The 14,682-nt window shown below is 50.1% G+C and carries 15 protein-coding genes; 3 read left to right on the top strand and 12 right to left on the bottom strand.

Annotation, left to right across the window (positions count from 1 at the left end):
• Positions 1-6: 6 nt before the first annotated feature.
• The 10 genes from flgK to flgB all read right to left on the bottom strand — a co-directional run bounded on the left by flgK (position 7) and on the right by flgB (position 9,176).
• Positions 7-1,686, bottom strand: coding sequence for a flagellar hook-associated protein FlgK (flgK, locus tag VK958_RS11205; protein WP_325241329.1), 1,680 nt, complete (start codon positions 1,684-1,686; stop codon positions 7-9).
• Between the two features lie 100 nt (positions 1,687-1,786).
• Entirely contained in the window at positions 1,787-2,863 is a 1,077-nt protein-coding gene (flgJ, locus tag VK958_RS11200) for a flagellar assembly peptidoglycan hydrolase FlgJ (protein ID WP_325241327.1), read from the bottom strand.
• Between the two features lie 11 nt (positions 2,864-2,874).
• On the bottom strand, positions 2,875-4,008 hold the full coding sequence (locus VK958_RS11195) for a flagellar basal body P-ring protein FlgI (protein WP_325241325.1): 1,134 nt from the start codon (positions 4,006-4,008) through the stop codon (positions 2,875-2,877).
• 11 nt (positions 4,009-4,019) lie between these two features.
• The gene (locus VK958_RS11190) at positions 4,020-4,685 is read right to left on the bottom strand and encodes a flagellar basal body L-ring protein FlgH (RefSeq protein ID WP_414683883.1); all 666 of its coding nucleotides are present in this window, start codon (positions 4,683-4,685) and stop codon (positions 4,020-4,022) included.
• Positions 4,686-4,728: 43 nt separating this feature from the next.
• Positions 4,729-5,511 (bottom strand): flagellar basal-body rod protein FlgG, encoded by a 783-nt coding sequence (flgG, locus tag VK958_RS11185; protein WP_055871455.1) that lies wholly within the window; start codon positions 5,509-5,511, stop codon positions 4,729-4,731.
• 54 nt (positions 5,512-5,565) lie between these two features.
• On the bottom strand, positions 5,566-6,309 hold the full coding sequence (flgF, locus tag VK958_RS11180) for a flagellar basal-body rod protein FlgF (protein ID WP_325241319.1): 744 nt from the start codon (positions 6,307-6,309) through the stop codon (positions 5,566-5,568).
• A gap of 63 nt (positions 6,310-6,372) precedes the next feature.
• Positions 6,373-7,587, bottom strand: coding sequence for a flagellar hook protein FlgE (flgE, locus tag VK958_RS11175; RefSeq protein ID WP_325241317.1), 1,215 nt, complete (start codon positions 7,585-7,587; stop codon positions 6,373-6,375).
• A gap of 48 nt (positions 7,588-7,635) precedes the next feature.
• Complete coding sequence (locus VK958_RS11170) at positions 7,636-8,307, bottom strand: flagellar hook assembly protein FlgD (RefSeq protein ID WP_325241315.1); 672 nt, start codon at positions 8,305-8,307, stop codon at positions 7,636-7,638.
• A gap of 21 nt (positions 8,308-8,328) precedes the next feature.
• Positions 8,329-8,733 carry a flagellar basal body rod protein FlgC gene (flgC, locus tag VK958_RS11165; protein ID WP_055831046.1) on the bottom strand — a complete coding sequence of 135 codons (405 nt, stop codon included), beginning with the start codon at positions 8,731-8,733 and terminating at the stop codon, positions 8,329-8,331.
• A 17-nt stretch (positions 8,734-8,750) separates the two neighbouring features.
• Positions 8,751-9,176 (bottom strand): flagellar basal body rod protein FlgB, encoded by a 426-nt coding sequence (flgB, locus tag VK958_RS11160; protein ID WP_325241312.1) that lies wholly within the window; start codon positions 9,174-9,176, stop codon positions 8,751-8,753.
• 230 nt (positions 9,177-9,406) lie between these two features.
• Here flgB and flgA point away from each other — a divergent pair, with 230 nt between their 5' ends.
• From flgA to VK958_RS11145, 3 genes are all read left to right on the top strand, one after another.
• A complete protein-coding gene (gene flgA / locus VK958_RS11155) occupies positions 9,407-10,174 on the top strand; it encodes a flagellar basal body P-ring formation chaperone FlgA (protein WP_325241310.1) in 768 nt (255 codons plus the stop codon).
• Positions 10,175-10,337: 163 nt separating this feature from the next.
• Entirely contained in the window at positions 10,338-10,655 is a 318-nt protein-coding gene (gene flgM, locus VK958_RS11150) for a flagellar biosynthesis anti-sigma factor FlgM (protein ID WP_325241308.1), read from the top strand.
• Between the two features lie 4 nt (positions 10,656-10,659).
• Positions 10,660-11,142 carry a flagella synthesis protein FlgN gene (locus VK958_RS11145; RefSeq protein WP_325241306.1) on the top strand — a complete coding sequence of 161 codons (483 nt, stop codon included), beginning with the start codon at positions 10,660-10,662 and terminating at the stop codon, positions 11,140-11,142.
• A gap of 88 nt (positions 11,143-11,230) precedes the next feature.
• Here the strand turns inward: VK958_RS11145 and VK958_RS11140 are convergent, their stop codons facing one another.
• A complete protein-coding gene (locus VK958_RS11140; RefSeq protein ID WP_325241304.1) occupies positions 11,231-13,129 on the bottom strand; it encodes an ATP-binding cassette domain-containing protein in 1,899 nt (632 codons plus the stop codon).
• Between the two features lie 122 nt (positions 13,130-13,251).
• Positions 13,252-14,682 (bottom strand): polysaccharide biosynthesis protein (locus VK958_RS11135; RefSeq protein WP_325241302.1); only part of this gene is annotated, 1,431 nt, incomplete at its 5' end.

The raw sequence follows: 14,682 nt of genomic DNA, 5'->3' as shown, positions 1-14,682 counted from the left end.
AGGTAATTACTGGCCAAGTTGCAATAGAACGTCGAACAACTGGCTGGCGATTTGCATCATTTTCCCCGCAGCCTGGTAGGCTTGCTGGTAACGCAATAAATTAGCGGCTTCTTCATCAATGTTAACGCCAGATTCTGCTTGCATGGCGGTGGTTGCACCTTCGAGGGCAGAGGCGTCTGCTTTACTGGTGACCATCATTTCGTTGGTTTTTGTACCCACGGCACTGACCATCAGGGCAAACGCCTGTGCGTAGGAGCGGTTGCCATTACTACCCAGCATTCTGACATTGGCGGTATCTTGTAATTTGGCCAGACGCAAGCCATTGCCATTGTCACCGGCGCCCTTGAACGCAATCACGTTGCCGTTGGCATCGACACGTTCAGCCAGTGCCAGCTTTTCAACATCATCAAAAGCCAATGTGATTTTGCCAGCCGCACCCTGGGTAGGGCGAATCATATACTCGTCACCTTCGGCAGGCGTTGAAGTGTTTACATTGAATTCAATGCCATCCACCGTGATCGGCAGTGTGGCAGTGCTGGTCACGGTTTTATCGCTGTTGCGGATAATGTTGTATTGACCACCGGTATATTTCAGCGTGTAGTCACTACTGGTGATCTGTTGCGATTGTCCAGGGACAAACGAAGCGCTTGCCTGCTTGGTCTTGTCTACGTTATTGGCACTGCTGGTGGCAACAGGTTGCGGCACATTAAATAATGCGACGCCGGCCGTGCCATTCAGGTCATAGCCGTTTTGTTGCATATCATTAAATTGCGTTGCCAGCGTGACCGCCAATTGCCCAATCTGGTTTTGAACCGTGTCCAGCGTTTCATTCCTGAACGTTAAAATACCGCCCAGTGTGCCGCCAGCCAATGTTGCGCTGTCGATGATCTTCGGTGCACTTCTATCGCCATAAGCGATTTCAATACGGTCAGGCGCAGTACTACTGGCCTGGGCATAAATCGGATAAGTGTCATCGCCGACCACCAACGGCATGCCGTTGCCTATAAATACATCATAGTTACCATTACTCTGCTTGACGACCGTCGTTTTTACTTGCTCGCTCAGCTTGGACATCAACAGGTCACGCTGATCCATCAGGTCGTTAGGCGGATTTCCGGTGGTGCTCATTGCCTTATCGATGACCAGGTTCAGTTGCGAGATCTGTGTCGCATAACTGTTAATCGTATTTACGCTGGCCTCAACCTGGGTATTGATGCTTTTGCGGATATCATTCAAGCGCTCATTCACTGCCGAGAAACGGTTTATCAGTGAATTCGCTGAAGACAATACGGTTTGCCTGGTCGCTACATCGGTAGGGTTAGCCGCCGCCGCGCTGACCGCGCTGAAAAATTTGGTCATTACCGGGCTAAGACCGGCATTCGAGTCCGACAGTAAACTGTTGATTTCGTTAATGCTGGTGTAATAAGCAGAGCTGGCGCTACTGGTGGAAGTCGTATTCAGTAATTGTTTGGCCAGGGTGTCGTTATACACCCGGTTAATCGCGGTAATGTCCGTCCCTTGCCCGACAAAACCATAGCCGAAATTCTGAGCCTGTGACGCCGATTGCACAATCACTTGCCGGGTATAACCAGGCGTGGAAGCGTTGGCGATGTTGTGGCCAGTCGTGGCAATCCCGATCTGGGCTGCGTTTAATGCACTTTTGCCGATATTTAATATGTTGGACATAGCTTGATGACCTCATGCGTCTTGGCCCTGCAGAGCGGTTGACACGAATGTAAAGTTACAATTAGTTAGCCTAACGGCAGTTTTTTAAAATTCTTTAATGCTAACTTTGCAGATTTTTTATCACCTGGGTCAGTTTTTTGCCGTATTGCGGGTCTGTCGCGTAACCTGCCCGTTGCAGCGCATGTGCATAAGCGCTGGCATCGTGGGTGTTATGCATGGCTTGTTCATAGCGCGGATTTTGTGAAATCAGTTTTGCATAATCCTTGAAGGCATCGCTGTAACTATCATAAGCGCGGAATTTTTCAACCCGTGTTTCCTTGACGCCATTGATATATTCGGTGGTGACGCTATTCGCTACTTTGCCTTTCCAGTTGGCATCGGCTTTGATACCAAATAAGTTATGGCTATTCACGCCATTGGCGGTCTTGATCTCATGTTTTCCCCAGCCGCTTTCGAGCGCCGCCTGGCCAAGCATGAATTTAGCCGGGATGCCTGAATCGGTACTGGCGGCTTGTGCATGCGGCAGCATACGCTGGATAAATTGCTGGGTTTTACCGGCTACCTCACGGATGGCAGTTGCAAGTGGCGCCTGCGGCACCGTGAAGTTCTTCACGTTTTCCTGTACTTCTTCCATCAGTGGAGGCAGTTCAGGGATGCCACGAGCCCAGGCCGTGTCATCATCAGTTTTCGCTTGCTCGGGGGAGGTGGCTTCCCATTGCTGGTAGGCTTCGCGGATTTTCTGTGCCGCTTGCATTAACACGGTTTTGCCGGATACCGTATTGCCAGCAGAGGGATTGCTTGAAGACAAGCCGTTGACCAGGTCATTTTTATTGCCGTGCAATTGTGTTTTGGTTTTGTCTGACTCTTCTGCCGGTTTGGCGTTGAATTTGCTCAGTTGCCTGACCAGGACTTCTGTCAGGCCCATGCCTTTTTCGCTTAATTTTGAGGTGAGTTGCTGGTCCAGCATACCCATGAACATTTTGCTTTGTTCATTATCGGTGATGCCATCCTGCGGCACGGTGTCGCGCATGCTTTTCAGCATCATATTCATGAGCACGCCCTCGAACTGACGGGCGACGGCACGGATGGCTTCCGGCGAGTCACTCTTGGCGTTTTTCAGGCCATTCAGTGCGCTGCCATCAATCGCCAGGCTATTATTATCGACACGTGGTTGCATTGCCGTCTCGCCTAGATAACCTCAAGCTCGGCATTGAGTGCGCCAGCCGCTTTCATCGCTTGCAGGATCGCCAGCAGATCTTGCGGAGTAGTACCTATCGCATTTAATGCTTTGACTACGTCAGACAGGTTTGCACCATTGTTGAGCTTGAGTACTTTACCTGGCTCTTTATTGATATTGATCTCTGAAATCGCTGTCGATACGGTCTGGCCATTCGAGAATGGGCCAGGCTGGCTGATCACAGGTGAGGTATTGATCACCACAGACAGATTACCGTGAGAAACCGCGCAGCTATCCAGCGTAACCGCCTTATTCATCACCACAGAACCGGTACGCGCATTCAGGATGATTTTTGCCGGGGTCGCGGCCAGTGCCACGTTGATGGTTTCCAGGTTTGCCAGGAAAGACACGCGGCTCATGGTTTCCGGTGGACGCACCTGGATCACACGGCCACTTTCAGCCTGGGCTGTCAGCGGTCCAAATTTTTTGTTGATGGCTTCCACTACATTGTTGGCCGTGGAGAAATCGCTTTCTTTCAATTCGAGTTTTACCAGGTCCTGGTTGAGCAGGGTATTGGGCAGGGCGCGTTCCACTGTCGCACCGTCAGAAATACGGCCTACGCTCAGGTGATTGATCTGTGCCGTGCTGCCATTGGCTGAAGCGCCAACACCGCCTACGACCAGGTTACCCTGGCCCATGGCATAAATCTGGCCATCCGCGCCTTTTAATGGGGTCATCAGCAAAGTACCGCCACGCAGGCTTTTTGCATTACCCATGGATGACACGGTCACATCCAGTGTCTGGCCCGGTTGTGCGAAGGCGGGCAGGGAGCTGGTGACCATCACGGCCGCCACGTTTTTCAATTGCAGGTTGGTGCCAGGCGGCAAGGTAATGCCCATCTGGTTCATCATGCTGATGATGCTTTGCACGGTGAAGGGTGTTTGGGTGGTCATATCACCGGTACCATCCAGGCCAACCACCAGGCCGTAGCCGATCAGCTGGTTGGCACGTACGCCCTGGATATTGCTGATATCCTTGATGCGTTCAGCGTGTGCCAAAGGTGCGGATAAGGCCAGGCCTGTGATCAGGAACAGGCTAAGTAATCGTGTTGCAGTGTTTGAAGCGCTGTTTAATAAGCGTGTCATATTCAATCCTCCTATAACGGAATCATGCTAAGGAAGAAGCGGGAGAAGATGGAGAACGCTTCGGCAGCATCGATTTTGCTGCTCGAACGGTATTCAACACGTGTATCTGCCACTTTGGTAGAAAGTACTTCATTACCAAGCGTAATCGTGTCCGGGTTAACCACACCGGAGAACCTGACGTATTCGGTAGCCTTATCGAAGCCGATCTGTTTTTCGCCACTGATGACCAGGTAGCCATTAGGCAACACGTCCACTACGGTCGCAGTGACAGAGCCGCTGAAAGTATTGCTGGCATCTGCGCTGGCTTTGTCTTTAAACGATAAGCTGGAACCCGCATTGAATGCAGATTTCGGAACATTATGTCCAAACAGGCCGGTAATGGAGGCTGCCACTGAACCATCTTTGCCTTGTTCGTTGTCAGCTGCTTTGTTGGCGGTGGTATTTTCAACGATTCTTACGGTGAGGATATCGCCAACATACCGTGGACGGCGATCTTCAAACAGCGGGCGGTAACCGGCGGTGTTGAAAATAGCCCCTTCTGTTCGTGCATCAGGACGTCCCAGGGTAGAGCGTGGTGTTTCAGGTTTTTGTACGATGGTTGAAGGCGTGACTGAGCAGCCGCCAAGCAGCTGTGCAAGCACTAAACAAAATAACAAGCTGATCATCGATCTATTCATCATGGTGCAAACCTTCAAAATGGTACTGGTCTTCAAACAAAGATTACATCTGTGACAGTTTTTGCAACATCTGGTCCGAGGTTGTAATGGCCTTGCTATTGATTTCGTAGGCACGCTGGGTTTGGATCATGCTCACCAGTTCTTCGACAACGTTGACGTTAGATGTTTCAAGGTAATTCTGTTGCAATAAGCCTGCGCCATTGGAGCCAGGGGTATTGGTATTCGGATTTCCGGACGCCGTTGTTTCTACATACAGGTTTTCACCCTTGGATTGCAGGCCGGTCGGATTAATAAACGTTGCCAGCTGGATTTGGCCTATCTGGGTAGAGGCAGTAGAGTCTGCAGTCGTGATCGATACCACGCCATCGCGACCGATGCTCAATGATTGCGCATTGGCAGGAATGGTAATCGCCGGTTGCACAGGAAAGCCACTGGAAGTGACCAGTTGTCCTTGCGCATCCATCTGGAAAGAGCCATCGCGCGTGTAAGCGGTGCTGCCATCCGGCATCAGGATCTGGAAGAAGCCATTGCCCTGGATAGCGACATCCTTGCTATTGTCTGTTTGTTGCAGGTTGCCCTGGGTGAAAATACGCTCGGTAGCCACTGGTTTCACGCCTGTACCCAATTGCAAGCCACTAGGTAACTGGGTTTGCTGTGAGGATTGTGCGCCTGGCTGGCGGATGTTCTGGTAGAGCAGGTCTTCAAATACGGCACGGGATTTTTTGAAGCCGCTGGTGCTGACGTTGGCCAGGTTGTGGGAAATCACGTCCATTTGCGTTTGTTGCGCATCGAGGCCGGTCTTGGAAATCCATAATGAGCGTATCATCGTTTACTCCTTGGGTAGTTACCCTTGTTCATACTTTAAATAGTAATACAGGCGTTAGCCATTCAAACTAAAGAGTTGATCGGCTTTTCCGGCGTTGTTTTGCGCGTTTTCCAGCATTTTCATCTGCATTTCAAAACCGCGTGCCAGGCTGATCATATTGACCATGGTTTCCACCACGTTCACATTGCTGCTTTCCAGTGCGCCACCGGCAACGGTGACATTGGCGTCAGCGATTGCCGCCTGGCCATTTACCGTGACAAATACACCATCGTCAGCACGTTTCATGCTTGCCGGCGGTGGGTTAGTCAGCTTTATCCTGCCGATAATGGTGCTTGGGCTAGGCGTGGTTAAATTGCTGACCGTTGAAATGGTGCCATCTTTACCGATTGCAATTGCCGAATCCGGCGGGATGCTGATCGGGCCACCATCGCCCATGACATTGAGTCCGGTTGAAGTTTGCAACTGACCGTTCTCGTTGATTTTTAATGCGCCATTACGTGTATAACCTTCTGAGCCATCGGCACGCTGGACCGCAATCCAGCCTTCGCCTGTGATAGCGACGTCAAGATCACGGCCGGTCTGCTGGATGGCGCCGGATTTGTAATCAGTCCCTACCGTGGCATCGACCACGAACGCCCGTGTTGGCAGGCCATCACCGAGTACTGGGACGGCACGGAAACTGTCTACCTGTGCCTTGAAGCCGGTAGTAGTCGCGTTTGCCAGGTTATGGGCAGTCGTTGCCTGTTGCTCCAGTATATGTTTTGCCCCGGTCATTGCAGTGTAAATCAGGCGATCCATACCAGCTCCTTCGTTATTCCGTAATGGTTCAAATCAGTGTGTTGCTTATCTCAGGTTGAACGGTTATCTCAAGTTGACCAGTGTCTGTAATACCTGATCTTGGGTCTTGATGGTTTGCGCGTTAGCCTGGTAAATACGTTGTGCGGTGATCATGTTTACCAGCTCGCCGGTCAGGTCCACATTGGAGTCTTCCAGGGCAGAGGATTGCAATACACCCATGGTGCTGCTGCCCGGTGAACCAATCAATTCAGCGCCGGATTCGTTGGTAGCTTGCCATTGGTTCCCACCCAGGGATACCAATCCATTAGGGTTGGCAAAGTTAGCCAGTACCACGCGGCCCAGTTGCTTGGTTTCATTGTTGGTATAGCGGCCCAGGATGACGCCGTCATCGCCAACGGTGAAACTGGCAATACGACCAGAGGTGTAACCATCCTGAGATTGTTTGTTCACGCTAAACGTCGCGCCATATTGTGAGCTGTTGGAATAATCCATCGCGACAGTGACCGGTCCGGAGCCCGTAGTAGGTGTGAAGGTGATATTGCCAACTGTTGAGGTAGCCGTGTCATACACACCGGTGCCGGAGAAATTCATTTGTGGGACAGGCGATGGCGTAATGTCTGTGCCATCGGCTGTGTTGTAAACGCTCCAGGTATTGGCTGCTGTTTTTACAAAGTAGCTTTGGATATTGTGTGCGTTACCCAGGTCATCATAAACTTTAATGGCGGTGGCATTGGTGTAGCTTTGCGGATCCTGTGGATCAAAAGGTCTTACTGTCTGGTCAATGATCGGACTTTCCGAGTTCAGGTTATATTGACCGGTGATCTCAGTGGTCGTTACCGGTTTCAAGTCGCTGGTATCGATCTGCAATTCAACCGGGGATGAACCATTCAGGCTGTCAGCCGGGTTACCCATCAGGCGTTTGCCATCACTGGTCACAATATAGCCGTTCTTATCCATCTGGAACTGGCCGTTACGGGTATAAGTCACCGCGCCGTCGTTGCTCAGACGGAAGAAACCGCCACCATTAATGGCGATATCCAGTGTGTTGTTAGTGGCAGTGATGTTGCCTTGCGTGAATTGCTGGGCAACGTTCGCCAGTTTGGTACCAATACCGATTTGTGCCGCGCCACTGCCGATCAGTGAAGCTGCGAACATATCTGAAAACTCTGCACGTGACTGTTTGAAGCCAACCGTGTTGGCGTTCGACACGTTGTTACCAATCACTTCCAATTGTTTGGAAGCTGCGTTTAAGCCACTTAAGCCCTGTTGAAAACTCATGATGTGATCTCCTGGAGAAAGATTGAATTCTGCAAAATAAAATTAAAATTAGAAGATTTCTACGACGTCAGAGACTCCGACTGCCGTGTTGTTACTCAAGTTAAGCTTGATGCCGCTGGTGCTGTTGGACACGCTTTGAACTTGCGCCAGGCTGAGTGCAGAGCTGGTGGTCGTGGTATCGCCAATTTTGGCGGTGATTTCATAGGTGTAATTGCCGCTAGGGGCCACTACGCCTTCATTGGTTTTGCCGTCCCAGCTTAAGGCATTCACGCCTACTTCCTGTTTGCCAAAGCTGAGGGTACGTACAGTTTGTCCGGCACCATCCTTGATATTCACTGATACGGTATCTGCACCGTTAGGTACATTGACACCAAAATAGCCACCGGCTTCAGCATGGGTCAGGTTATTGCCTGACACCAGAACGCTATGGCCTATCATGCTGGTAGCCTGGTAGGATTGGCCCAGTTGCACGCTACTGATCAGGCTGCTCATGGTTTCATTCAGTTTGTTGATACCGGTCACCGTATTCAGTTGCGCCATCTGGCTGGTCACCTGCGCGTTATCCATCGGGTTCAATGGATCCTGGTTTTTCATCTGCGTCACCAGCAGTGTCATAAAGCGGTCTTGTGCTTCATCGACATTGCTGGATGTTGAGCTACTTTTTTTGTTGACCGCATCAAGAATGTCCTGCGATACCTGGTTTGTATTGACGGTTGTCATGTTAAAAATCCTTATATAAGGTTATTGACCGATATTGAGTGTCTTGAGCAGCATGGATTTGGCGGCATTCATGGTTTCCACGTTGTTCTGGTAAGCGCGTGAGGCAGAAATCATATTGACCATTTCTTCAGTGACATTCACGTTAGGCATGGTGAGATAACCATCGCTGTTAGCCATCGGGTTCTTGGGGTCATACACCATTTTCCCCGGCTTGGTATCTTCGATCACGCGATCTACCTGTACCGTGCTGGAGTTGGTGGCAGCATCCTGCACCGCTTTAAACACCACTTGTTTGGCCTGGTAAGGTTTGCCATCGGAACTGACCACGCTATCCGCGTTAGCCAGGTTACTGGCCACAGTATTCAGGCGTAGCGATTGTGCACTCATGGCAGAACCGGAAATTTTGAATACATTAAATAAAGACATATGCTTGCTCCTTTATCTTACTGGCCCGTGATGGCTGCCAGCATCTTTTTGATCTGGCCAGACATCATGGTGAGGCTGGCTTCATAACGAATGCCGTTGTCGACATAGGCGTTACGCTCTACATCCATGTCTACCGTGTTGCCATCTACCGAACCTTGCAACACTGAACGGAACAGCACATCGCCAGAACCCGAGTAGCTATTACCTGCACTCGCGTTCATGTGCCCGTTATTGGTTTGCTGCAAAGCCCCGGCCGATTGTTGTGGGGCGCCAGTGTTTTGTTGCAGTGCCGACTGCATGGCAGATTTAAAATCAATGTCACGTGCTTTGTATTGTGGCGTGTCGGCATTGGCGATATTCGACGCAAGTAATTCCTGACGCTGATTGCGCACGCGCAAGGCTGTCTGGTGAAAACTCAGCGCGGCATCCAGTTTGTTGATCATCGTCTTTTCCTTTCCCGGGCCAGGCCCGCAGAAAAATCTCAAAAGTCTTTTAAAGTTCTGTCATCTGCCGTCGTTAACCCAGTTAAGCGGGTTTGCTTTCACGCACACATGACTTTTACTAGCTGTGCTTAGTGTACGCGGCGCTGACCATAATGATTCTTGAATTAAGAGGGTGAAATACCCTTTATTTCATCAATGAATTACCCATGGCATGCGTAGAATGCAACTTTATGAAACCTCGTCTGCTACCCATTTTCGCTGCAATGATCCCTGGCTTGATCTGGCTTTTTGCTTGTCATGTGCAAGCGGCAGATCGCGTGCCGACCGCTGCTGTTGCCACCAATCAACGTGTGCTAGCAACAGCTCCAGGGGATATGCACTCGCGTATATATCAAACCGTGATGCAATATGTGCAAGGCCAGACGCAGGGCTACCCAGGCAAAGTGAATATTGAGATTCAGCCATTGGATAACCGTATCCGTGTCGCTGACTGTGACATGATGGAAGCATTCGCCGTACAAGGCACGCGCCTGTGGGGTAAAACACATATTGGTATACGTTGCCTGCAAACCGTGACAAAGCCATGGACGCTGTATGTACAGGCTGATGTGCAGGTGTGGGGCGAATATGCGGTGACTGGCTTACCTGTTAGCCAGGGCGCGCCAGTACAGGCAAGCGATATCGTGATGCAGAATGGTGATTTGACTAAATTACCTGCAGGCATCATTACCGATCTGGCGATGCTGGAAGGAAAAAAAGCTTCAATGAACATGCCTCTGGGTACTGTATTACGACCAGAACTACTCAAGGCGATGCCCGTGATCATGCAAGGACAAATGGTGCAGTTGAACAGCCGTGGTGATGGATTTGTCATCTCGGCAGATGGCACTGCCATGCAAACTGCCAATGTCGGACAAGTGGTGGATGTGAAGGTAAGCAGCGGCCAGGTGATTAAAGGTGTCGCGCAATCTTCAGGAAAAGTAGATGTACGGTTTTAAGCTGCATGACAACGTTTTCAGGCCAAAAAATGTTGATTGATCATAAACTTGAGATAAAAAGTATATTCAGCGCTAAAGTTCGCTTAAACTATGCCGATAGTACTGTTAACAATTGAGGGTTTGATGACCCTTACATCCAGACAAACAGAAGCAGAGGTGCGGCATGAATATTTCAGATTCCATTAAAAAACTTGGTACCGTTGACAAGCCGGTACTGGATAAAAGCACTACCAGCAAGGGCAGTGAAAAAGCAACCGGATCATCAGGCAATGCGTCTACTGATAACGTGACCTTATCTGCTGCTTCAGTACAACTACAATCACTGGAAGCAGGCTTGGCCAATGGTGAAGTGTTCGATACGAACAAAGTAGAAGAGATCAAGGCAGCGATCGCGCGTGGTGATTTCTCGGTAGACACTGCTAAAGTGGCGGATGGTTTGCTGCAAACAGTTAAAGATTTGATTCAACCGAATAAAGGATGACGTTATGAGTACTGCAAATCGCACTTCAGATCCGGCCATTAGTTTTGAAGCTGATGCCACGCTGGTGGTCGAGTTGATTCAAGATTTGCAGAACGAGCAAACGGCATTGGTTTCTGCTGACCTGGATATCATCGAACAGATGGTAGACAGACGGGTAGAACTCTTGCAAGCCTTGGGTGAAGCTGCTAACAAGCGGTACAGCGCGTTGGCTGCCGCCGGGTTTGAAGCGAGTGAGAATGGTATGTCCAAATGGCTGGAACTGCGTTCAAGCCCATTGCTGGATGACGCCTGGATCGATTTTCAAAAGAAATTAGCACAAGCCAAAGAACTTAACCGCCTGAATGGGGTGCTGATTAATAAACATTTCCAGCGCAACCAGGAAAAGCTGGATGTTTTACAAGGTAAATCAGCGAACAATAACCAGTTGTATGGCAAAAACGGCCAGGCACATGGTGGCAACAGTTCACGCGCAAGCTTTTCTGTCTAGTCGCTGGAATTCACAAAAAAGCCGAATCAATGATTCGGCTTTTTTATTGCTGCGATGCTAAGGTCATTAAGCGATAACTGGCGATAGATTAACGTGTATTTTCCAGAAACTCCCAACGTTCCAGTTTTTGCATGGCCAGCGTTTCAATCTCGGACAGTCTTTCCTGTAGTTTTTTCGCTAGCTCCGGTGCCTGTTTGTAAATATCAGGCTGCGCTAATTGTGTCTGAATGTCTGATTGCTCTTGCTCTAACACTTCAATTTCTTCCGGTAATGTCTCGAGCTCACGCTGTTCCTTGAAACTCAATGTTTTACGTGTTGTAGCCTTGGGGACGGTGGTGGCAGAAGTAGCCGAAACTTTTGGTGCGGCAGCAGTTTTGATACTTTGCTCCTGGCTGAATCTTAACCAGTCATCGTATCCACCACCGAATTCGGTTAATTTGCCTTGCCCTTCAAAAGCAATGACTTGAGTAACGGTGTTTTCCAGAAAAGCGCGATCATGACTCACCAGGAAGAGGGTGCCTGTGTAATCCTGCAACAGGTTCTCCAATAACTCCAGCGTATCAATATCCAGGTCATTGGTGGGCTCATCCAGCACGAGCACGTTGGCAGGGCGGGCAAACAGGCGCGCTAACAGTAAACGGTTGCGCTCGCCACCGGAAAGTGATTTCACCGGTGAGCGTGAGCGTTGTGGCGGAAACAGGAAGTCTTCCAGGTAACTGATGACATGTTTACGCTCATTACCGATTTCCACAAAGTCTGAGCCCGGGCTGATAGTATCGGCCAATGTCGCTTCTTCATCCAGCTGCTCCCGCATCTGGTCAAAATAAGCGACATTCACTTTTGTGCCACGCTGAATGTCACCACTATCTGCCTCAATGTCGCCTAAAATTAGTTTCAATAGCGTGGATTTTCCAATCCCGTTCGGGCCAAGTAAACCAATTTTATCGCCACGTAAAATACGTGTGCTGAACCCTTTAATCAGTGTTTTATCACCATATGACTTATACACCCGGTCAAGTTCTGCAACCAGTTTGCCACTACGTTCACCAGCATCGAGGTTGAGCTTGACATCGCCTTGGCGCTCGCGTCTGGCAGCGCGGTCCAGGCGTAAAGCTTCCAGTCTTCTCACGCGCCCTTCATTACGGGTGCGACGTGCCTTAATCCCCTGGCGGATCCACACCTCTTCCTGTGCCAGAAACTTATCGAATTTGGCGGCATGGGTTTCTTCGACTGCGAGCAGCTCTTCTTTTTTAACCTGATATTGTGAAAAGTTGCCCACAAAGTCTGTCAGATTGCCGCGGTCAAGTTCAGTGATGCGTGTGGCCAGCTTGTCCAGGAAACGGCGGTCATGGGTAATGAACAGCACGCTGCCATTAAATCCCAATAATAAATCTTCCAGCCATTCGATGGCTTCCAGGTCCAAATGGTTGGTCGGCTCATCCAGTAATAATACTTCTGGTTCTGCCACCAGTGCACGCCCAAGGGCTACACGTTTACGCCAGCCGCCTGAAAGCGTGGAGACCAGGACATCTGCATCCAACTTTAATCGGCTGAGCACGGTTTCTACACGTGATTGCGCTACCCAGCCATTCTGTGCATCCATTTCATGCTGTAATGCCTGCATGCGTTCCATCAGCGCTTCAATATTGGCATCGGGCATGCCCATATCATGTGTGACCTGATGGTAATCAATGATGGTTTGCTGCAAGCTGCCCAAACCTTCTGCCACCGCTTCAAATACGGTGTGTGCATTATCCAGTTCAGGTTCTTGTGGCACATAGACCACACGTACGCCTGGTGCGCGCCATACCGTTCCATCATCCAGTTTGATGGCACCCGCAATGGCTTTCAGCAAGCTGGATTTTCCTGCACCATTGCGCCCGATCAAACCGACGCGCTCGCCGGGATCCAACTGAAATGAGGCTTGGGCAAGCAAAGCATGATGACCGAATGCCAGGCTAGCATTATCAAGTGTGATATGGGGCATAAAGGGTTGGAGCAGAGGTTGTTGAATAGGGTTGACATTGTAAACGACATCAAACCATCGCCTGTACTCAATGCATAAATAAAAAGGCCAGATCGGCCTTTTTCAGGTTGAGAAAAGATCTATCAGTGAATCTGCTGCGAAGGAGATGGCAGGGTATCCAGGGACATGAGGTCCCCTCGCAGGGAAATGCTTGGTGCCGGGCGTGTGTCTGGCTGATATTCTTCAACCCAGCGTTGTAAATCATGTTTGATCTGCGATTCCGCTAAATGCGGACTATTGGTCAACCATTCCAGCAGGTTAGCTAACCAAACGCTATCTGCAGTCCTTGCCTGCGCAATCCGCAGTTTTTCATGGCTGGTAGGCAGCGTGTTTTCGTCATCCGCGAGTAGTTCCTCGTAGAGTTTCTCGCCAGGGCGCAGACCGGTGAATTCAATCCGGATATCCTGCTCTTGCAAGCCAGACAGCTTGATCATGTCGCGTGCCAGGTCAATAATTTTGACTGGTGTGCCCATATCGAGCACAAATACCTCGCCGCCATTACCCATGGTAGCGGCTTGCAACACCAGCTGGGATGCCTCGGGGATAGACATGAAGTATCGGGTGATATCTGGGTGGGTAATGGTAATGGGCCCGCCATGCGCAATCTGCTCGCGGAATTTGGGGATGACGCTACCACTGCTGCCCAGCACATTGCCGAAACGCACGGTAATAAAACGAGTCACGGATTTTTCCTTATGCTGCAAACCCTGGCAAATCAGCTCCGCCAGGCGTTTGCTGGCTCCCATCACATTGGTCGGATTGACAGCCTTGTCAGTTGAAACCAGCACAAAGGTAGGCACTCTGGCTGCCTGGCAGGCTGAAGCAATCTGGTAAGTACCATAAGCATTATTCTGCAAGGCTTCGACCACGTTGAAATGCTCCATCATCGGCACATGTTTGTAAGCGCCAGCGTGTAAAACCACATCCGGTTGATGATTCTTTAAAACACGCTGGATGCGGACACTGTTTTTAACATCTGCGACCACATATACCAGTTCGGTATCTGTGCATAACTGGCTGAATTCCTGTTGCAGTGTATAAAGTGCGTACTCGGAAATATCCAGGCAAATCAACTGGGACGGATGAAAACTTAAAATCTGCCTACACAGCTCGGAACCAATGGAACCCGCAGCACCTGACACCAGCACCACTTTATTCGCCAGCATGATACTCAAGCCATGCGTGTCCAGTTGCACCACATCCCGCCCGAGCAAATCCTCCACATCAATTTTGCGGATCTGCGACAAACTCACGCGGCCACTGATCAGGTCGGACATGGCCGGTAAAGTTAATACCTCCATGCCTTCCACCTGCCTGGCGGCTTCTACAGCCAAACGGCGTTTTTCGTGGCGACTACCTGGCATGGCAATCATGCAATGCCGGGAATTATAACGCTCAGCAATCTGGGGGATGTCATGTAAACCACCCTCGACCTTGGTGTGCATAATCTCGCGACCTATTAATTTTTTATTAGGATCTATCATCGCGACTACACGCCATTCCGGGCTTTTGCT

Origin of the sequence: Methylophilus sp. (assembly GCF_035460085.1) — a bacterium.
Taxonomy (GTDB): Bacteria; Pseudomonadota; Gammaproteobacteria; order Burkholderiales; family Methylophilaceae; genus Methylophilus.
This window is presented reverse-complemented; position numbering and strand designations above follow the sequence as displayed.